This is a genomic window from Rivularia sp. PCC 7116, from assembly GCF_000316665.1.
GTDB lineage: Bacteria > Cyanobacteriota > Cyanobacteriia > Cyanobacteriales > Nostocaceae > Rivularia.
The window spans coordinates 1,888,979-1,908,388 of sequence record NC_019678.1 but is presented as its reverse complement, the minus strand read 5'-3'; the positions used below and the strand labels follow the sequence as shown (position 1 = coordinate 1,908,388).

17 protein-coding genes and 1 pseudogene are annotated in these 19,410 nt (G+C 37.8%); 11 read left to right on the top strand and 7 right to left on the bottom strand.

From position 1 onward, the window contains the following. Positions 1 to 198: 198 nt before the first annotated feature. The 3 genes from RIV7116_RS07350 to RIV7116_RS07340 all read left to right on the top strand — a co-directional run bounded on the left by RIV7116_RS07350 (position 199) and on the right by RIV7116_RS07340 (position 4,199). Complete coding sequence (locus RIV7116_RS07350) at positions 199 to 1,404, top strand: hypothetical protein (protein ID WP_015117655.1); 1,206 nt, start codon at positions 199 to 201, stop codon at positions 1,402 to 1,404. A gap of 67 nt (positions 1,405 to 1,471) precedes the next feature. Beyond that, positions 1,472 to 2,797 (top strand): hypothetical protein, encoded by a 1,326-nt coding sequence (locus RIV7116_RS07345; protein ID WP_015117654.1) that lies wholly within the window; start codon positions 1,472 to 1,474, stop codon positions 2,795 to 2,797. A 268-nt stretch (positions 2,798 to 3,065) separates the two neighbouring features. Further along, on the top strand, positions 3,066 to 4,199 hold the full coding sequence (locus RIV7116_RS07340) for a hypothetical protein (protein ID WP_015117653.1): 1,134 nt from the start codon (positions 3,066 to 3,068) through the stop codon (positions 4,197 to 4,199). 68 nt (positions 4,200 to 4,267) lie between these two features. On the opposite strand, the gene RIV7116_RS07335 is transcribed toward RIV7116_RS07340, so the two are convergent. Next, positions 4,268 to 6,007: an asparagine synthetase B gene (locus tag RIV7116_RS07335; protein ID WP_015117652.1), complete on the bottom strand. Its 1,740-nt coding sequence runs from the start codon at positions 6,005 to 6,007 to the stop codon at positions 4,268 to 4,270. Between the two features lie 229 nt (positions 6,008 to 6,236). Here RIV7116_RS07335 and coaD point away from each other — a divergent pair, with 229 nt between their 5' ends. From coaD to RIV7116_RS37550, 3 genes are read left to right on the top strand one after another with little or no spacing between them, the layout of a single operon-like run. Continuing rightward, a complete protein-coding gene (gene coaD, locus RIV7116_RS07330; protein WP_015117651.1) occupies positions 6,237 to 6,794 on the top strand; it encodes a pantetheine-phosphate adenylyltransferase in 558 nt (185 codons plus the stop codon). Then, positions 6,698 to 7,381, top strand: coding sequence for a hypothetical protein (locus RIV7116_RS07325; protein WP_015117650.1), 684 nt, complete (start codon positions 6,698 to 6,700; stop codon positions 7,379 to 7,381). The genes coaD and RIV7116_RS07325 overlap by 97 nt, the downstream gene beginning before the upstream one ends. 46 nt (positions 7,382 to 7,427) lie before the next feature. Beyond that, positions 7,428 to 7,754: a Ycf66 family protein gene (locus RIV7116_RS37550; protein ID WP_015117649.1), complete on the top strand. Its 327-nt coding sequence runs from the start codon at positions 7,428 to 7,430 to the stop codon at positions 7,752 to 7,754. 441 nt (positions 7,755 to 8,195) lie between these two features. Here the strand turns inward: RIV7116_RS37550 and RIV7116_RS07315 are convergent, their stop codons facing one another. The 4 genes from RIV7116_RS07315 to cysS form a co-directional block, all read right to left on the bottom strand. Beyond that, positions 8,196 to 9,542 carry a TldD/PmbA family protein gene (locus RIV7116_RS07315; protein WP_015117648.1) on the bottom strand — a complete coding sequence of 449 codons (1,347 nt, stop codon included), beginning with the start codon at positions 9,540 to 9,542 and terminating at the stop codon, positions 8,196 to 8,198. Positions 9,543 to 9,730: 188 nt separating this feature from the next. Then, positions 9,731 to 11,164: a TldD/PmbA family protein gene (locus RIV7116_RS07310; protein ID WP_015117647.1), complete on the bottom strand. Its 1,434-nt coding sequence runs from the start codon at positions 11,162 to 11,164 to the stop codon at positions 9,731 to 9,733. A gap of 162 nt (positions 11,165 to 11,326) precedes the next feature. After that, the gene (locus RIV7116_RS07305) at positions 11,327 to 12,418 is read right to left on the bottom strand and encodes an AI-2E family transporter (RefSeq protein WP_015117646.1); all 1,092 of its coding nucleotides are present in this window, start codon (positions 12,416 to 12,418) and stop codon (positions 11,327 to 11,329) included. Positions 12,419 to 12,542: 124 nt separating this feature from the next. Beyond that, positions 12,543 to 14,000 carry a cysteine--tRNA ligase gene (gene cysS / locus RIV7116_RS07300; protein ID WP_015117645.1) on the bottom strand — a complete coding sequence of 486 codons (1,458 nt, stop codon included), beginning with the start codon at positions 13,998 to 14,000 and terminating at the stop codon, positions 12,543 to 12,545. 121 nt (positions 14,001 to 14,121) lie between these two features. On the opposite strand from cysS, the gene RIV7116_RS07295 reads away from it, so the two are divergent. From RIV7116_RS07295 to psb28, 3 genes are all read left to right on the top strand, one after another. Continuing rightward, on the top strand, positions 14,122 to 15,258 hold the full coding sequence (locus tag RIV7116_RS07295) for a GTP-binding protein (RefSeq protein ID WP_015117644.1): 1,137 nt from the start codon (positions 14,122 to 14,124) through the stop codon (positions 15,256 to 15,258). Positions 15,259 to 15,371: 113 nt separating this feature from the next. After that, on the top strand, positions 15,372 to 15,824 hold the full coding sequence (gene dtd, locus RIV7116_RS07290) for a D-aminoacyl-tRNA deacylase (RefSeq protein WP_015117643.1): 453 nt from the start codon (positions 15,372 to 15,374) through the stop codon (positions 15,822 to 15,824). A 157-nt stretch (positions 15,825 to 15,981) separates the two neighbouring features. Next, positions 15,982 to 16,323 (top strand): photosystem II reaction center protein Psb28, encoded by a 342-nt coding sequence (gene psb28, locus RIV7116_RS07285; protein ID WP_015117642.1) that lies wholly within the window; start codon positions 15,982 to 15,984, stop codon positions 16,321 to 16,323. Positions 16,324 to 16,473: 150 nt separating this feature from the next. Here the strand turns inward: psb28 and mraY are convergent, their stop codons facing one another. Together mraY and RIV7116_RS07275 are read right to left on the bottom strand one after the other, a co-directional pair. Next, the gene (gene mraY / locus RIV7116_RS07280) at positions 16,474 to 17,577 is read right to left on the bottom strand and encodes a phospho-N-acetylmuramoyl-pentapeptide-transferase (protein ID WP_015117641.1); all 1,104 of its coding nucleotides are present in this window, start codon (positions 17,575 to 17,577) and stop codon (positions 16,474 to 16,476) included. Positions 17,578 to 17,657: 80 nt separating this feature from the next. After that, positions 17,658 to 17,915: a DUF3134 domain-containing protein gene (locus tag RIV7116_RS07275; protein ID WP_015117640.1), complete on the bottom strand. Its 258-nt coding sequence runs from the start codon at positions 17,913 to 17,915 to the stop codon at positions 17,658 to 17,660. A 235-nt stretch (positions 17,916 to 18,150) separates the two neighbouring features. Here RIV7116_RS07275 and RIV7116_RS07270 point away from each other — a divergent pair, with 235 nt between their 5' ends. Together RIV7116_RS07270 and RIV7116_RS36860 are read left to right on the top strand one after the other, a co-directional pair. Beyond that, positions 18,151 to 18,729: a PAP/fibrillin family protein gene (locus RIV7116_RS07270; RefSeq protein ID WP_015117639.1), complete on the top strand. Its 579-nt coding sequence runs from the start codon at positions 18,151 to 18,153 to the stop codon at positions 18,727 to 18,729. A gap of 469 nt (positions 18,730 to 19,198) precedes the next feature. Next, a pseudogene (locus RIV7116_RS36860) lies at positions 19,199 to 19,405 on the top strand (photosystem I reaction center subunit IV); the annotation flags it as partial. Positions 19,406 to 19,410 lie beyond the last annotated feature (5 nt).

Genomic DNA, 19,410 nt, shown 5'->3' with positions numbered 1-19,410 from the left:
ATTAACAGAAATATTAAATTAAATGAATTTTAAATACTGTGGTGTGTTAGAGCTAAATAGTATTTAACCTATAACCATATCTCTTCAAGCGGCAACACATCCTACATATATAAATTAATTAACATAAGTAATTTTCTTCTAATACTGGTATAAAATGCCCTCGTGAATCACTAACTTCTAACACGAGGTTAAAATTCAATGCCCAATCCCCAATGCCCAATTTCCCAAAACCAAGTAAAAGAATTACTTTCTATTTACGATTCTCCTCTATACGTTTATCAAGCAGAAATTTTGCGGCAGACAATCGCTCGCATCACTAAATCAATTCCCTATCCCCACACAAAATTCCACTTTGCTAGCGTTACGAATGGCAATATTTCGTTACTGCAAATCTTCAAAGATTGCGGTTGGGGGATTCATGCCAATACTCCGGGAGATATTTATTTAGCTTTAAAAGCGGGCTTTTCTCCAGAAAATATTGTTTACAGCGGTAGCAATTTGAGCGCTGATGAAATAGCACAGCTATTAAATTTGGGAATTACAGCCTTTAATTTAGATAGCGTTGCTCAACTACAGGTATTTTGTGACGTTTATCAGTCTAAAAACAATAACAATATTAAAGAAATCAAATTAGGATTGCGCTTAAATTTATCCGAAATTACCGGCGATAGTCGTATTGGTGTTTCTCCAAATGAATTTAACAAAGCTGTAGAAGTTGCATCACAAGTAAATTTAAAAGTCAGTGGTTTGCATTTTTATCGAGGTACGGGAACTAATGCTACAAAGGCTTTTACACAAGTAATTAATCGAGTTATTGAAACCGCAAAATTATTACCAGATTGGCAATATTTAGATTTTGGTGGCGGTTTTGGATATCCCTATCATCATGATGGAGTTGCTTTTGATTGGGAAAGTTTTGGTAGAGAAATTAGCGATGTGTTGTTAAAACTGGATAGAAAAATTGATTTAATTATCGAACCCGGAAGGGCTGCAATTGCCCGGTGTGCTACTCTTTTTGCTAAAGTTGTTTCTTTTAAATGGCAGCAAAATAAACAAATTATCGGCGTTAATACTACCGTTGCTAATTTATCAGTGCCGTCAGTACATGGAGGCTATCGTGAAATTGTCAGTTGGAAAACTGGGAAATTGTATCTTACAGATGTTTGTGGAAACACTACTTATTCCCGCGATTATTTAGGAAAAAATTGTCAGCTTCCACAGTTAGAAATTGGAGATATTATCGCTATTTTGGATGTCGGCGCTTATGGTTATGCAATGTCTTCTCACTTTTTACATCGTCCCCGCCCTGCTGAAGTTTTATTAGAAAATGATAAACATAAGTTGATTCGTAAAAGAGAAGATTATGATATTTTATTACACAACCAAATCTATAGTTCAAGATAAAACCTCACCCTCAATCCCTCTCCTTATTAAGGAGAGGGAAGCTTTACTTACTTAAAAGGAGAAATAAATGAAATGCGTTAATTGCGGAGTTGACAATAATTTAAAAGAACGAACTGCCAATCAAGGTAGGTGTAAAAACTGCAATCATACTTTTACTTTTGAACCAAAAAGTACCGATACCAAATATAAATTTACCGACCCATTTTTTCAAAAAATAATTACAGATATTTCCGCTAACGGAACCTTATACTTTACTCCTAAGCAATTTTTTTATGTTTTAGATAAGCGTATTCGTAAAAAAACTAACCAAATAAATGCAGGTAAAATAGTTGCATTCGTACTTATTTTTATATTTGGAATACCTACTTCTGGAATATCAGTAGTTATAGGCTTCTTAATTTTAATCGTTGTATCTCTTAATCAAAGTACATCTCGAAAAAATAAATCTAATGTTCGTAAAGGTAACGCCAGGTTTGTTCAAATCAGCGGTATTGTAATTTTGATATTAGGAATTTTATTTGCACTTTCAATTAATTCATTCGCTATATTTATAATCAGTGTTATTGTCGGTATGGCGCTAATTTATTTAGGAACAACACAATTAAATTCTTTAGCAGAAATACAGAGTTTGGGAGAGCCAGCAGGTACATTAACTATCAATCAAAATTTATTTCAAATTTGGGTAAATCGCTGGCAAGAAATCAATGGCACAATTACTAATATGTTGCCTTCAGCGCGTCAGGAAAATACACCAGCTAATATCAACCCTGATATCACCGCATACAGTTTTGATAGAGTCGTTGTTTGCGATAGTGCGGAAGTTGCTCAATTATTAATAGCCAATAATTTCCACTTTGAAAATAACTGTGCCGTGTTAAGTATTACTGGATATCCAGAAAATATTTTTAGTACAATTATGGAAATGCTCAGACGCAATCCCGATTTAAAAGTTTATGCTTTACATAATGCTTCTCCACGCGGTGTAAGTTTATTAAATCATCTCCGTACTAGCCCCAATTGGTTTTCTAACACCGACGTTACTATTTATGATTTGGGATTGCTTCCACGTCAGTTTATAAATAATTCCAAGGCATTTGTACAGCAAAAAGAAGAATATGGAAGAGATGCCCGAAACTTATCAATTGATGTCAAACGAGATTTAACCGAAGCAGAAATTGAGTGGTTAGAGTCAGGTAAATTTATAGAATTAGAATCTTTCACTCCAAAAAGGTTATTAAGAGTCGTAACTCAAGGTATTGCTAAAAGTCGTCAACCCGAAAGTTTTCAACCTGATAGTGGTGGAACTACTTTTATTGGCGGCTATGATGATTATGATAACGATAGCGATAGCGATACCGGTATTGCGATTTACGCTATTGATAGCTTTGGATGAATCAGTTATCAGTTAGAAATTCTCGTTACAAGGTTCTACCTCTCTACGAAGGCTCTGCTTAGAAACGAGTTTGAAAGTAAATTCCTTGTAGGGTGTGTTAGATGCACGACAATTTATCTATTAAAAGGGAAACTTTTTCTACATCATCTAACGCACCATAACGTTAACACGATAAAAGTCTGAATTAAAATCATCAAAATTAGGTCAAAGTCAACAGTTTAGACAGAGGCTAGAAACGAGTTAATAATTTTTAATTACAACATAGTTTATGAAGTGTATAAACTGCGGCGCTGAAAATACTTATAAAGAGCGTATTGCAAATTCTAGACGCTGTAAAGCTTGCTCTCATCAGTTTGCTTTTGAACCGAAATTTATGTATAGCGTAAAGTTTAGCGATGTTTTTTTCGCTAAACTAATCAATGATATTTCAGCAAATAATACTTTTAAGTTTACGGAAAAGCAGTTGTTTTATCTTCTTAATAAACGTTTGCTTAAAAAGCAACCTGACATAACTAGCGAGTTGATATTATTCGGTTTTGTTTTAGTGATTGTCGGAATTGTATTTTCCCAGCAGACTTCAGAATTATTGATTGCAGTGGCTGGCGTATCTATGGTAGTCAGTGGAATAGCAATACAAGATTATAAAAAAAACAAAAAAATTCAAAAACTTCTTGTTACTCCTCAAAAATTTCAAGATTATTTGAATATCTGGCAATCGGTTAATCCTATTGATGGCTTACTCACTTTATCCACACAAAGAAATTTGCCAAGCTCTGTAAACTCAGATATTACTACATACAGTTTTGATAGAGTAGTTATTTGCGACAGCGCAGAAATTGCAAATCTACTCATCGCTAACAACTTTCATTTTGAAAATAATTCCGCTGTCTTAAGTATTGATGGTTATCCCGAAAATATTTTTGATACGGTAATGCACATGCTGCGTCGCAATAACGATTTAAAAATCTATGTTTTACATGACGCTTCCCCAAGCGGTGTTAGTGTCGTAAATACTCTTTCTACAAATCCCGATTGGTTTTCTAATACTTCCAATTCCAACGTTACTATTTACGATATAGGATTGCTACCGCGTCAGGTATTTAACAATTCTAATTTTTTCACTCAAATTTCAGAAGAATTTGCAGCACAAGCCAAAGAATTATCATTAGAAATCAAAAAATATTTAATAAATGAAGAAATTAAATGGTTAGAAGCAGGCAAATATGTAGAATTAGAATCTTTCACCCCGCAAAAACTTTTAAGCGTAATTAGTCAAGGTATTGCAAACAGCCGTCAATCTGCTAGTAGCGATAGTTTTGTTGACTATAGCGGTGGTGGAGATTTTTCAGGAGGTAGTGATGCTTGCGATATTTCGATATTCGCCGACGATTGCTTTGGGTGAATCAGTCAGCAGTGAGCAGTTATCAGTGAGCAGTGAGCAGTTGTTGCAAATAAAAAAACAATTGCCAATTACCGATTCTTCTTCTGCACCTGCAACCAAAATTCTAAACTTACCAATAACCACAATTTCACCCCATAACGTCGCCAAGCATCACCGCGATAATTTAACCATTGTTTGATTAAATCTTGATTTAAATATGGTGCTATTTCCGCTTTTCTATTTAGCAACAAACTTTTTGCTCGACGCTGCCAAGTATTTTTAAACCAATACTGTACCGGTACCATCATCCCACTTTTGGGACGATCTATAATTTGTTTTGGTAATACCTCTAAAACGGCTTGTTTTAATACCGCTTTTTCTTGCGCCCCTGCTAGTTTATATTGTGGTGGTATCTGCATCGCCATCTCTACTACTCTTCTATCAAATAACGGCGATCGCCCTTCTAAATTGTTAGCAACAGTCATGTTATTAACTTTTGTTAAAATATGGTCTGCTCCTTTAAATTTGATGTTTATTGTCATTAACCGATTGAGATAATTTTCTTGTCTATACAAATAATCGGCAAATAGAAAATCCTTGTCTTTTACTTTTGCAAAAACCTCTGGTTTGAGAAGTTGGGGTAAAAATCGCGAACATTTCTTAAAGGAATTAATGTAATTTGTTACTAAGCTATCTTCAGTATTTTTGACTCCATCGTAAAGCCGATCTAAAAGCATCGGCTGGTTTTTAGGACCGCCGAAACAAGGGTCGCCGCCTTCTCCATTCAATATTACACGCGAGTTTTCCTGCGCTATCTTTCCTAATAAATAGTTTGGTACCGTCAAAGGATCGCCGATGGGGTCGTCTAAATATGACATTGTTAGCGGTAGCTTATCCCACATATCATCGGGTGTAATTTCTAGGATATGATGCTGGGTTTTGCAGTGTTGCGCTACTAAACCAGAAAACTCTAATTCATTCGGACAATCTTCGCCAAAATGAATCGAATAAGTATGCACTGGGTGACTATGAAACTTAGCGGCAAGTGCGGTAATACAGCTTGAATCTAAACCCCCAGATAAATAAACCCCTACAGGTTCGTTTACAGGTAAATATTCTTTTACAACCCGATCTAAAAGCTGTCTTAACTGTTTTCCATGCCAAATTAAACTTTCCTCTGCATTCTGAATATTTTCTCTTGCTTGCCAAAACCACCTTTGATTGATGAAATTTATTCCTCCTTCCTCAGAGGATTCCATCTGCAAAACCTTGCCCGGAGACAATTCCTTTACGTTTTCCCAAAGCGTTTGCTCTCCAGGTACAAAAGCACAGCAAAGATAATCTCTTAAAGCAACTAAATCCAATAGTTGGGAATGATGCGGTAAAAGCGTCGCTAAACGAGGAGCAATAACGCACACTTTATCCGAATTAGTGTAATAAATAGTACAGCAACCAACGCCATCTCGAATTAAATATAGCTGTCTTTCTTGGTTATCCCAAACACATAGTGAGAACATTCCTTCCAATAAATTGAGACATTCTTCGCCTTTAACTTCCCAAAGATGCGCTACTATTTCTTTATCAGTATATTCTTTATCTGAATGTAAAAATTGCAGCAAATCATGGCGGTTGCTTAACCAAATATCTCCAACTACAATAAAACGACTATTATGACTTTTTACTACTTGAGTTTTGATAACAAAAAACTCTTCAAAGCAGTAATTAACATCATAATTGCTAGCATCTATGCGTCCTAAAACTATATACCAATCCGGTACAATCTTGATATCGGGTATTTGTCTTCTATTCCACAAGCTGGGTAATTTCATAAAGATTTAAAACTATTGATTAAGAATTGAAAATAAGAAGATATAAAACAGACATCAAGAATTTGACATCGGCTATAGATGGAAATAGTATATTTTGATGCGAATTCAGGCATAATGGGTAAATAAATTACATTTTGAATATTACAGTTGAATTTGTAATTTTGAACACATTATCTCTGAGATAGAAATACTTCAATACAATTACTGAAGTTAAAAATAACTAAGTGTAATGATTGCGATTTATCCTGGAAGTTTTGACCCCGTAACCCTGGGACATCTTGATATTATTGAGCGCGGTAGTCAGCTATTTTCACAAATCATTGTTGCTGTATTACGTAATCCCAATAAAACTCCATTGTTCAGCGTGCAACAACGTTTAGAACAAATACGTCAATCTACCACACATCTAGATAATGTAGAAATAGATGCTTTTGAAGGTTTAACTGTCGAATATGCTCACATGCACAAAGCAAAAGTTTTGTTAAGGGGCTTAAGGGCAATTTCCGACTTTGAAGTTGAACTGCAAATGGCACACACCAATAAAACTCTTTCCACCGACATAGAAACTGTGTTTTTAGCAACGTCAAATGAATATAGTTTTTTAAGTAGTAGTGTGGTAAAAGAGATTGCAAGGTTTGGTGGTTCTATTAATCATCTCGTTCCCCCTCACGTTGCTTTGGATACATACAAATGCTTCACCCACAACCAAACGGTATCGAACCCAATCAAAACGGACAGAACGGAAGTCAGCCCCCTCAACAGTTTCCCCAACAGTCGGGAAGCGTAGATATTCAGCAGGAACTTAACCGTTTAGAAGAAATAATTCTTACCAGCTTTCGCATTCCTTTAACGGGAAGAACTTTGGTAGATGAAGAAAAAATGCTCGAACAGCTTGATTTTATCCGCTTATCTTTACCTGATGCTTTCCAAGAAGCAGTATTAACTATTCAGCAAAAAGAAGAAATTCTTTTAGAAGCAGAAGCTTACGGGCAGCAAATGGTGGAAGCAGCACAAGCGAAAAGAGCGCAAGTGCTCAATGAAAGCGATATCATCAGACAAGCCGAACAACAAACCGAACAATTGAGCCGACAAGTACAGCAAGAGTGCGAGCAGATAATGCAAGAAACTCTTGATGAAATCGAACGCAAACGACGTGCTTGTCAGCAAGAAATAGAAGAAATGCGTCGTTTAGCAATGGAAGAAGCCGAACAAATTGCTCAAGGTGCAGATCAATATGCTGATAATGTTTTAGAACATATGGAGCATGAACTCAACGAATCGTTAAAGATTATTCGTAACGGTAGACAGCAGCTTTATCCAGAAAAACAGTCACCCCAGCGCGGTTATCCTGGTAAGAATGTTAAAAAGAAATAGAAAGATATACTTGTAGAAAATAAAACCTAATAAACAGTTATTACAAATGTTTTATTTAGCTCAAGTTAATATTGGCACTAATCCGGCATCTTTGCTAGGATTACTTCAAATGATTTTCGGCTTATTTTATTTAATATTCCTAATAGTTAAATTAACGAGAATTTGGAATAGAATCAGTAGTTCGGCAAGAACCTTTTATCTGATTCAATTGCTTGTTTTTCCAATTTTTATCGTATTTTCGGGTTTTATTTTACTATTTCAAGGCTGGCGATTAGACCCAATTTTACAGTTTCAACAACTTCTATTATCTGCTCTAGTCTTTTACTTGAGTTTAAAAGATATTGTATTTTACGGGGCTCAGAGAAATAGATAGTTTTCACATAAATACTTCAGATTATTTACTCTTAGCTTCCAAATATTCAAAATTTCCATAATCAAAAAAAGCTTCAATTGATGGCAAGTTATCCATATTGCTTTTTACAAAAACCCGTCCAACGAATCGTTAAACTCATTAACTTTTGATGAGTCACTACAATAATACTCAGTTAAGCATTTAACCCATTACCTTCTTACTCCCGTTTCGCTTATCAAATTTCCTATACAATTTCTCTCTCACTCAACATGGGTAATCTTCCACTCTTAATGGGAGTAACCTTAAGTATTCATAAGGTTTTATTTATCACAAAAACATCTAATATAATCCCGATTATAATGAGATAATTACTTATTTTTTGCTTAGAGTTGTATATTTAATCGCTGATTTTTTATTAGCCCCAGATTAAAAGTCTGGGGAATATTTGATCGTCGAGTAATCCTAAAGCGTATAAGTAAAGTCTTCCACCAACATTCCCGGAACCATACTACCGCCAAGCTGACGATTATCATAAGTTCCAACTTCGGGAATAAATTCGGTTTTATCCGTAAAATCTATTAGGTTATTGCCCCAAAAGTTGTATAAACTGTCATCAAATCGTAAATCTTCTATCGGTGCCACTATTTCGCCATTCGCAACCCAGAAGCAAGCATAACGAGTCATACCCGTAATTCTTCCAGAAGGGCGATCGCTCCAATTTAGGTAGTGCAAATTAGATACATATAGCCCTGTATCTAAAATAGATAAAATCTTCTCAGAAGGTAAATTTCCTCGACTAATTTGCGGGGAGCGTAAAGACTCGGAGCTATTAGCACCATTTGCGTCTTTGTCATACTCAATAGAGCTACGAGAATTAACTAAAGTATTCGATAAAGCACCTTTCTCAATTAAACGTAATTCTAAAGGAGCCATTTCTCCCCATTCGTTGAAACGCGGAACTAAACCAGTTTGAAAGTTTTCGCGTAAGCTAAATTTTGGAGAAAGCGTCTTTTCTTTACTTGCAAGCATTGCTAAAGCGCTGTTTCCCTGCTGAATATCGGCTTCGCTTAAACCACCCCAAGAAAGCATTATTAACAACTCTGCAACCGCAGCAGGAGCAAAATAAGTTTTATAATGTCCTCGCGGTATTTGTTTAGAAGGACGAGAAAGTAATTCTAGTTGCTGCTTAGCTTGAGAAATTTTATCTGAGTAAGCTTGATTGTTCCAATCATTTCCAGCGAAAAAGCCTTTCACGGCTTGTCCTGAATCGGTAAATATTGAATAATCTAATGTAAAAGTATCGGTACTAAACCAATGTTTCTTACCACCAGAATCAGCATAACCTTGGGCTACAATACCCCCTGCATAAAATCCAGTAAAATCCAAATTTGTAACTGCTTCTAAAACCGTTTTCGCAACATCTTCCTCGGCTAATAAATTTCCCGAATAAATATCCCGAGTCGTTTGAGTACCATTAGGTAAAACAAGATATGGATCTACAGGTAATAAAGGCAATTCTTCTCTTAATTCCTGCAAATAAGTATATGCCTGCTGGGAATCTAATTCCCAATTACCGCTAACAGGAAAGATGCGACAACTACTACGCCGATCCGCAATTAAAGTTAGTTCAATTGAGGCATCCGCAACAATTCCAGTTTGCCGTACTTTTGCACGATTAAACCGAGTAAACTGACTGCGTTCTTTATTAAGTTTAAAAGTAAACTCTTCCTCTGGTTTCTTTTTATCTAAAAGATATTTAAAAAGTTGATTGAAGCTGACTTCCAAAGCAGATATCTCTTCGTTTTTCATGAACGTAATACAGTCAAATTGATTTTAGATTTTAGATTTTGAATTGGTAATTGGTAGTTGGTAATTGGTAATCGGTAATCGTCAATAAGCTGATCTACAACAAATTCAAAAAGTAGCAGCTTAATCTTGAGTTAGAAATTCATAATTAAGAAGTTTTCCTTCACTCCCTATTACCCATCACCTATCCCCTACCCTCCTCCGAAAACTTCAACATTTGTAAATAAACAAACCGGGGAGCCATGTCCTACGGAAATTGCTTGGTTTGGTTCTCCTTTACCGCAGTAAGCAGTACCGTACATTTTCCAAGTAGATTTATCGCCTACTTTAATTAAACTCTGCCAAAATTCTGGGGTAGTAGCTCTATAATTGGGATTTCGCAGGGTTTTTGTGAGCTTACCGTCTTCAATCAATTTACCGTATTCGCAGCCAAATTGAAATTTATATCGACGGTCATCTATTGACCAAGAACGGTTAGACTCCATGTAAACCCCATGTTGTATACCGGCAATAATTTCTTCAAAACTGGATTCACCAGGTTCTAAATTCAAATTAGCCATGCGGTCGATTGGTGGTCTATTCCAAGAACATGCACGGGCACAAGCAACCCCATCAACTCCGCTTCTAGCCTGACTTTCCAAACTTCCTAAACCTCGCTGCAATACACCTTCTTCGATTACGTATTCTCGCGTTGCTACAGCACCAGTATCATCAAAACCATAGCTGGCAAATTCACCTTTAACAGTAGGATCGAAAGTAATATTCATTGCCGCAGAACCATAACCCAAACGACCAAAATCATCAGCTTTGACAAAACTGCCACCAGCATAGTTTCGCTCATCACCCAAAATCCGGTCAATTTCCAAAGGATGTCCTACACTTTCATGAATTTGTAGCATCATTTGGTCTGGAGCTAAAACTAAATTAGTCCGAGTATTTGGACATTCTTCCGCACTTAACAGTTCTACTGCTTGCTCCCCAACCTGTTGCACGCGATGCCATAAACCTTCTTGCCCAAAGTCTAAAAGCCCTTGATAGCAATGCGCCGACCAACCATTGTTAGTCCGTTGCTGCACAATCAAACCATCTTGTGCAGTAGCTCCGAAATGAGTGCTGAATGACAAAAATTTCTGATAAATTTCTGACCCGTTACTGCTGACAAACCAAGTATTCTTTTCAGTAGTCGTAGCGCTAGCTGTAGTCTGAACAATTTTGTCATCAACTTTTAACTTTTTACATATACGCACCAGCAAATCATTAATTTCCCCTGGGTTTAATCGATCGAGAGAACCCAACGGTGAAGTATATTCACCCACAACTTTGGGACGTTCGGTCATTTTCTCGAATGGATGTATCCACCATTCACTTGCTGCAAGCGCTTGTTTATAAGCTGTTTGGGCAGCAGCTTGCAGTGCATCCAATTCAAAAGAATTAGTAGCTCCATAGCCCAAACAGCCGTTAACTAAGACTTCGACCATAACTCCTACACTCGAAGACTTACCATTGCTCTGGGGTAAAGCATCCCGAACAGAACGATTTGAGGATGTTTCATTGACTGCTCTAATACCAATCCAGTCAGCAGAAACATTTATATCATTAATTGCTTTTTTCAGTTCAGACCACATACTACAAAAAATTAGTGCAAGGAAGGGGGAGACTATATTATTTACTACAAAACGTCAACTTTTGCAGCTATTATTTGTAAAGTTTTTTCTTTATTGAAATTAATTTGGCATTGGATATGGGGTATCGGGCATTGGGCATCGGTAATTGGTAATTGCTTATTGTTAACTGTTCGCTGTTAACTGTTCGCTGTTAGCTGGTAAATGTTTTTCAGCTAGCAATTTTGGACGAAGATACAGATTTTCCAAAAGTACTGTTATTCCTGCCACCCAAGGTGGGACAATCACAGCCCCGATAATTCCCAAAACTTGGGTTCCTCCCAATACCGCTAACAGTTGATAAAAAGGGTGAACTCTTACAGTATTACCCACTAATAAAGGATCTAAAACGTAGGTTTCAATATTTTGAATAATTACGAATAACAATAATACCCATGTAAAAGTTAATCCTCCTTGGGGAATGGCGACAATCAAAGCTGGAATCGCTCCCAAGACTGGCCCAACAAACGGGATAAAATTAGTAAACGCCGCAATAGTACCCAATGCCAAAGCAAATTCGGAAAGACCTAAAACTCTTAAAGCAAGGGTAATAGCAATACCTAAAATCGTTGAAACTAAAACTCTTCCTTGAACGTATCCCCCCATCCGTCGAGAAATTGGTAAAACTTGTGCTTCAAGACGTTCATCCCACGGTTGTGGAAACAAGCTGACCAAACCCTTAATTAAACTTTTGCTTCCAGCAGCCATATAGCCAGAAATTACCACAGCCAAAATTATATTAATAGCAGCACCAAGAATACCAAAAGTTACTCCAAAAGAACGTAAAACCAGCTTTTGACTGGAACGAAACAAGCCATTAGTTAGCGCTTGAATATCGAAAAATTGTTCTATAGTTTCCAACTGAGTGATTCCCACTCGCTCCGCTAAATTTTCAATACTTACAGTCAAACTATCCAAATAAACCGGAAATCTGCGGGCTAAACGCTGGATTTGTTCGGAAACAGAAGGTCCAATTAATAAACCGACTCCAATAAATAGCGCAATCAAACCCACATAAAATAGAATCACCCCCAACCAACGGGGAAAACGAAATTTTTCCAGAGCATCAACAAAAGGTGAAATAGTAGCCGCAAGTACCGTAGCAATCATCAAAGTTAACAATAAACTTCGTAATTGCCACAGTAAAATTACCAGAAAAAATCCAGCAATAACCAGCAAAATATCGGACAAACTGAAAGATTTACGCTTTTCTGACATAGAGGTGGGGAGATAGGGGAGAGGGGGGAGAGGGGGAGACAAGCAAATAATTAATAAATCCTAACTGCTCACTTTTAACTGATAACTGATAACTGATAACTGTTCACTGTTCACTGTTCACTGTTCACTGATTCCTATGCCATTTTGTACCTTCTTTACTATCAATTAAGGCTATTCCTTGAGCTTGTAATTCGTCGCGGATGCGGTCGGATTCGGCGAAATTCTTCGATTTTCTTGCTTCTTGCCTTTTTTGAATCAATTCTTCTATTTGTTCGTCGCTGAAACCATTATTATTTGTCTCAAGGGATTCTAGTTGAGCTTCTAAACCCAGTACATCGGCTAATGTAACTAATGTTTGCCACATTTTTTGTAATTTTTTGGGTGCGGTTTCTGTTTTACCTTGATGTACTAAGATATTTCCTTCTTTTGCGAGTTCTTTGGCTAATTCAAAAAGTACGCTCAAACCGCTAGAAAAATTAAAGTCATTATTTACAGCTTCCTGAAAACGCTTAGTGTAAGAATTTTCATCAATGCCCAATGCCCCATCTCCAATGTCCCAATTCAATTTCTCGCCATAGCGATCGCCAAAAAGCAAACCTTCCTTGAGAGTATTCCAACCATTAGTAGCTGCTTGGATGGCTTCGTCGGTGAAATCAATCGGTTTACGATACTGTGCTGTAAGTACAAATAACCGCACAGCCATTGGTTCAACGCCTTTATCGAGTAGTTGGCGAATAGTAATAAAGTTGCCCAATGACTTAGACATTTTTTCACCGTCAACTTTCACCATGCCGTTGTGCAGCCAAAAATTAGCTAAAGGTTTACCCGTGACGGCTTCCGATTGAGCAATTTCGTTTTCGTGGTGGGGGAAAATTAAATCGGCTCCACCTGTATGAATATCAATGGTTTCTCCCAGACGCTCTCGAACCATTGCAGAGCATTCAATGTGCCATCCCGGACGACCTTTTCCCCAAGGTGAATCCCAAGCTGGTTCTTCTGGTTTGGCTGCTTTCCACAATGCAAAATCAAATTGATATCTTTTCTTTTGATATTCCGCATCTTCTACATTTACTCTTTCGCTGGCTCCAGCCTGCATATCTTCTAATTTACGTCCGGAAAGCTTGCCATACTCATCAAATTTCTGTACGGCATAATAAACATCACCGCTTGACGGATAAGCAAAATCCTTATTTTCCAACTCGTGAATTAATCGCTTAATTCCGTCCATTGTTTGAGTAGCGCGGGGATATTCGTCAGCTTCTTTGACGTTTAAACGGCTCATATCGTCAAAATACGCCTTGATATATTTTTCGGCAACGGCTTCCATTGACGAGCTTTCTTCCCTAGCTCGCTTCAAAATCTTATCGTCAACATCGGTGAAATTCTGTACGTAACGCACTTGATAACCGCTAAATTGTAAATAGCGCCGTACAACATCCCAAACAATGCAAGCTCTAGCATGACCCAAATGGCAGTAATCATAAACCGTCACGCCGCAGTAATACATCTTAACTTTTGTTGGTTCTACTGTTTTGAAGGGTTCTTGGCGACGGGTGAGACTGTTGTAAACTGTTAGGGTCATGACCAATTAATTTTTAAATATAGATACGCAATAATTAACATAAAGCGGTTTTGCGTTACTACCTACGCTACATTATTATTTTTAATTCTTTTCCAATTCTAGTTAATCTACTGTTCTCGCCATGCAATCAACAGCAACTTCAGATCGGGCAATGGAAGAAACGAAAAAAGGATTACCAGTCACGATTATCACTGGATTCCTCGGTAGCGGTAAGACAACTCTACTCAATCATATCTTGACCAATCAGCAGGGTTTGAAAACTGCTGTTTTGGTAAATGAATTTGGCGAAATTGGCATTGATAACGAATTAGTAGTTTCCACCGACGATAATATGGTGGAGCTAAATAACGGCTGTATCTGCTGTACCATCAATAGCGATTTGGTGGATGCCGTTTACAAAGTGATGGAACGCCAAGAAAATATAGATTATCTGGTTGTAGAAACAACTGGCTTGGCAGATCCTTTACCCGTTGCATTAACTTTTCTGGGAACCGAATTACGAGATTTAACTCGTTTGGATTCCATCGTGACTATGGTAGACGCAGCTAATTACAGCATGGATTTATTCAACTCCGAAGCTGCTTTTAGCCAAATCGCTTACGGTGATGTAATTGTTCTCAACAAAGCAGATTTAGTTGATGAAGCCGATTTAGATGCTTTAGAAATAAAAGTTCGAGATATTAAAGAAGGAGCAAGAATTCTCCGCACCACAAAATCCCAAGTACCTTTACCTTTAATTCTTAGCGTCGGTTTGTTCGAGTCAGATAAGTATTTTGACGCTGCCGAAGAACACAACCACGACCACCACGACCACAATCACGACCACCACGAACACGACCACCACGACCATCACGACCACGAACACGACCATTCAGAATGCGGTCACGACCACGAACACGACCACCATCACGACCACGACCATCATTCACACCACTTAGAGAATGATGGCTTTACGTCGGTATCTTTTGTAAGCGACAAACCATTATCTATCCGTAAATTCCAGTATTTTCTTGATAACCAATTACCCGACAACATTTTCCGTGGTAAGGGGATAATGTGGTTTGACGAAAGTCCCAAAAGACATATTTTCCATCTTTGCGGAAAACGCTTTACCCTCGACGATGACGAGTGGAAAGGTGAAAAGAAAAATCAATTAGTGTTAATTGGTCAAAATCTGGATGAAGAAGGACTATTAAAGCAGATAGAAAGCTGCGTATGTATCCCTTCTGACAACAAAGGTAAAGGTTTTGGGAAATAACGAAACATAAATAAAGGTTTGTAGTAACTAGCTTTAGCTCCGAATCTAAGGACTTAAGTTTTTACTACGAACTTTTATTGATAACTGATAACTGATAACTGCTAACTGAATTCATGCGCGTAATTATCCAGCGAGTAAAATCATCTCAAGTTACCGTTGATGGTGAAATTATCGGCAAAATAGGCTCCGGACTCAATTTACTTGTAGGAATAGCCGAAACTGACACCGAAGTAGAATTAGAGTGGATGGCGCGTAAATGCTTGGATTTACGGCTGTTTCCAGAATCAGCAGAAAATAGCCGTTGGCAAAAATCGGTATTGGAAATAGGTGGAGAATTGTTAGTAGTAAGTCAATTTACTCTTTATGGTGACTGTCGCAAAGGTCGTCGTCCCTCTTTCGACCGTTCCGCTTCTCCGAAAATAGCTGAAAATCTATATGATTGTTTCGTGAACAAATTGCATACTAGTGGTTTACGGGTACAGACGGGAAAATTTGGCGCAATGATGCAAGTATCAATAGAAAACGACGGTCCCGTGACGTTAGTGCTTGAGCGTGAGGCTCAGTGAGAGATGGGAGAGGGGGGAGAGCGGGAAGACGGGGGAGAGATTAATTATTTACTTGCTACTTGCTACTCCCTACTCCCTCAACAAAATATTACACCTTGGTTCTAAATGATGAGAGAATAATGGTTTAATCATCTGAAGAATTTAAATTACACGCACTATGGCAAAAATACAATTTTCAAGAGGTGTCAACGAAGAAGTAATTCCAGAAGTACGTTTAACACGCTCGCGTAGTGGAGATAGCGGTACTGCAACGTTTATTTTTACCAATCCGAAGGCTTTGGATGAAGGAAGCACGGATGAAATTACTGGAATGTACATGGTTGACGAAGAAGGGGAAATCGTCACCCGTGAAGTTAAAGGTAAATTTATTAACGGTAAGCCAGAAGCATTAGAAGCTATATATTTAATGAAATCTGCTGAGGAATGGGAGCGTTTTATGCGATTTATGGAACGCTACGCCGAAGAGAACGAATTAGGATTAGACAAGAGTTCGGAATAATTAAGGTTTAAGGTCAAAGGTTTAAGGTTTAAATTATTCTTGTCCTCCAATCTTTGAATGACCAATTCCTAACAATATACAAATTAAAAACAATCCTTACTTTAGATAAGGATTGTTTTGATCGAAGTTTATTCAGTTGTTTTTCAAAACTTACATCTGAGTAACTGCGAAAGCTACAGAAGCTAGTATTGCAGCGAGAATGTAAAATACGCTAACTACCTGTAGTTCAGACCAGCCAGTAAGTTCTAAATGGTGATGTAAAGGTGCCATTTTGAACAAACGCTTACCTTTGCCGTCGGGTCCTTTTGTCGCTTTATAGTAACTTACCTGTGCCATTACTGAAAGCGTTTCTACAAAGAAGATTCCGCTGATTATAAACAGCGCCACTAAAGTATTAGACAACAGTCCAACCGCTGCTAAACCTCCTCCTAATGCGAGGGAACCTGTATCTCCCATAAAAACACGAGCGGGATTACGGTTGTGGGCTAGGAATCCCAGACAAGCACCGCTAAAAGATGCACAGAAAACCATTAATCCAACTGAAGTTGGAGCAACAATAGCAGCTAAAGCTAACAATGCGATTGAAGCTGTACCAGCAGCTAATCCATCAACACCGTCAGTTAAGTTTGTGGCGTTACTTTCTGCCACCATTACGAAACAAGATAAAGGTAAAAATAGCAACCACCCTAAAGGCAAAGAAAAGCCCAAGGGAAAAGAAATACTCGTAATAGTTTCTGGCTGACTAACAAATAGCCATCCGCAAAAAGCAATCGCAAAACCGACTTGTAAAGCCAGCTTCATTTTAGGTGAAATACCTTTGTTTGACTTACGGCGAAGAATCTGCCAATCGTCAATCCAGCCTACAAAACCGTAGCTTAATGTCAAAGCAGATACGGCAACAGTCTCAGTCGCGAAATTAGATAAAGCACAAGCAACTACAATTGCGACGGGAACAAAAAATATGCCTCCCATCGTCGGAGTACCGGCTTTCTTCAAATGAGCTTGGGGTCCATCTTCACGAATGATTTGCCCAGCCTTAAGCTCTTGCAGCCTAGGAACAGCCCAAAAGCCCAATCCGGCAGCAATCAAAGCCGATAATAATAATGGTAGGGTTAAAGAATTTCCTTGCCACGGAGAGCGAGAAGCCGCTCCATCTAAAACTAGTGCAATTGCACCTAGTCCTATACCTAACAAAGAAACCAAACGGATACCATTAAGGTTTAAACCTTGGTTTGGAGATAATTTAGCGTCCACGGAAATTTCCCTTCACTCCACACTATTTAAAAAAATCACACTCTCAGCACCATTTTGTGCTAATTTCCGTTCTCAACGAGCTAGTCTTCACTAGGAGCAGCATCGTCGTCATCATCGTCATCATCGTCATCATCATCAAACTCATAATCCCCGATGCCTTCTTCAATACCCATCAAGGAGATATCTTGTCGTTTTTCTTCTGCTTGCGGTTCTACCGGATCGCGAGATATTAAACGACCGTTTTCTTGCAACCAGTCTAATAAAGAAGATTCTTGTTTTAATGGAATTACAGAGGCTCTCCGGCTACGGGGAACTTCGTATAAAGGAGAATTTAACATAAAGACTTTGGATACGAAGATAAGGAACTAACTTGACATTAAGAGTCTATCACTTGATACAGAATATTTTAGTTATTCATTCAACTCTTTTGTCGATAAATCCGACAAAAAAGTCTTTCCTTAATGATTGCTACATAGTATTCAGCACATATTTCTTTGAATTTGTGTGGTGCTATACATATAGACTCCTTTTATCTACTTTTTATTATCAATCTGAATTAAGGTCACCCTACCCATGAGAAAAACTGCTTTGTTGGAATTAATCGCCGGAAAAAATCTTGGCAGTAACGCAACCCAGACGGATAAACAAGCCATTCATTCTGCGATCGCTAACTTAGAAGACTTTAACCCAACAGCAAATCCGCTTGAAAGCGATTTATTAGAAGGCGATTGGCGCTTACTATACACGACAAGTACCGAACTACTAAATCTTAACCGCATACCGCTAACAAATCTAAGTCAAATTTATCAGTGTATCCGCGTAAAAACTAGGAGTGTTTATAACATTGCCGAAATTCATGGGTTGCCATTTCTTGAAGGTATAGTTAGTGTCGCTGCAAAATTTGAGCCAGTTTCCTCAAAGCGAGTTCAAGTTAAATTTGAACGTTCAATTATAGGTCTGCAACGTTTAATAGACTACCAATATCCAGCAAACTTTATTGAAGAAATTGCGGAGGGCAAGAAATTTCTGGCAATTGATTTTCCGATAAAAAGTAGCCAACAACAGGGATGGTTGGACATCACCTATTTGGATAACGACTTGCGTATTGGTAGAGGGAACCAAGGCAGTATTTTTGTATTAACTAAGTCATGAAATAATTCTTAATAAATATTTGGGAACAATTTAAGAACAACACCTTATTATTCTAAAACAAGTCCTTTGTCAAGGGGGCGAGACACCGTATTCATAGAATTGGGCATTGGGTATGGGGAATGGGGCATGGGGCATTGGGCATTGATATTTAATAATTACTGAATCCTGTTTCCTCATCCCTATGTTCACATCTGTTAATTCTTAAGTTCTGATTATTAATTCCTAACTTTTTACTCTTTCTCTCCAAAATCTACAATCTGATGCTCAATTACCAATTACCAATTACCAATTACCAATTACCAATCCCCAATGCCCCATGTCCCATGCCCAATACCCTATGCCCTATGCCCAATCTCCAAATCTAGACAAATAACTTAACAAAGCCTATATGCGAGTCCTTCAAGTTGTAAAGTGAAATCAATACAGCCATGCATAAAAGGCAATTAAATAATTAAAGAGGCAAAAACTTATGGTTCAACGTGGTTCTAAAGTGCGCGTTCTCCGCCGTGAATCTTATTGGTATCAGGATGTAGGAACCGTGGCTACAGTTGATAAAAGCGGCATTATATATCCGGTAATTGTCCGTTTTGATAAAGTTAACTACTCCGGTATCAATACCAATAACTTTGCACAAGATGAGTTGGTTGAAGTCGAAGCACCCAAAGCGAAAAAAGCTTCCGG

Excerpts from the sequence above, each read along its gene's own strand:
- psb28 (WP_015117642.1), top strand. The coding sequence starts at position 15,982 with ATGGCAAAAATACAATTTTCAAGAGGTGTCAACGAAGAAGTAATTCCA.
- RIV7116_RS07340 (WP_015117653.1), top strand. The coding sequence starts at position 3,066 with ATGAAGTGTATAAACTGCGGCGCTGAAAATACTTATAAAGAGCGTATT.
- RIV7116_RS07335 (WP_015117652.1), bottom strand. The coding sequence starts at position 6,007 with ATGAAATTACCCAGCTTGTGGAATAGAAGACAAATACCCGATATCAAG.
- dtd (WP_015117643.1), top strand. The coding sequence starts at position 15,372 with ATGCGCGTAATTATCCAGCGAGTAAAATCATCTCAAGTTACCGTTGAT.
- RIV7116_RS07305 (WP_015117646.1), bottom strand. The coding sequence starts at position 12,418 with ATGTCAGAAAAGCGTAAATCTTTCAGTTTGTCCGATATTTTGCTGGTT.
- RIV7116_RS07325 (WP_015117650.1), top strand. The coding sequence starts at position 6,698 with ATGCTTCACCCACAACCAAACGGTATCGAACCCAATCAAAACGGACAG.
- RIV7116_RS37550 (WP_015117649.1), top strand. The coding sequence starts at position 7,428 with ATGTTTTATTTAGCTCAAGTTAATATTGGCACTAATCCGGCATCTTTG.
- RIV7116_RS07310 (WP_015117647.1), bottom strand. The coding sequence starts at position 11,164 with ATGTGGTCTGAACTGAAAAAAGCAATTAATGATATAAATGTTTCTGCT.
- RIV7116_RS07295 (WP_015117644.1), top strand. The coding sequence starts at position 14,122 with ATGCAATCAACAGCAACTTCAGATCGGGCAATGGAAGAAACGAAAAAA.
- RIV7116_RS07350 (WP_015117655.1), top strand. The coding sequence starts at position 199 with ATGCCCAATCCCCAATGCCCAATTTCCCAAAACCAAGTAAAAGAATTA.
- RIV7116_RS07345 (WP_015117654.1), top strand. The coding sequence starts at position 1,472 with ATGAAATGCGTTAATTGCGGAGTTGACAATAATTTAAAAGAACGAACT.
- coaD (WP_015117651.1), top strand. The coding sequence starts at position 6,237 with ATGATTGCGATTTATCCTGGAAGTTTTGACCCCGTAACCCTGGGACAT.
- cysS (WP_015117645.1), bottom strand. The coding sequence starts at position 14,000 with ATGACCCTAACAGTTTACAACAGTCTCACCCGTCGCCAAGAACCCTTC.
- RIV7116_RS07315 (WP_015117648.1), bottom strand. The coding sequence starts at position 9,542 with ATGAAAAACGAAGAGATATCTGCTTTGGAAGTCAGCTTCAATCAACTT.
- RIV7116_RS07270 (WP_015117639.1), top strand. The coding sequence starts at position 18,151 with ATGAGAAAAACTGCTTTGTTGGAATTAATCGCCGGAAAAAATCTTGGC.
- RIV7116_RS07275 (WP_015117640.1), bottom strand. The coding sequence starts at position 17,915 with ATGTTAAATTCTCCTTTATACGAAGTTCCCCGTAGCCGGAGAGCCTCT.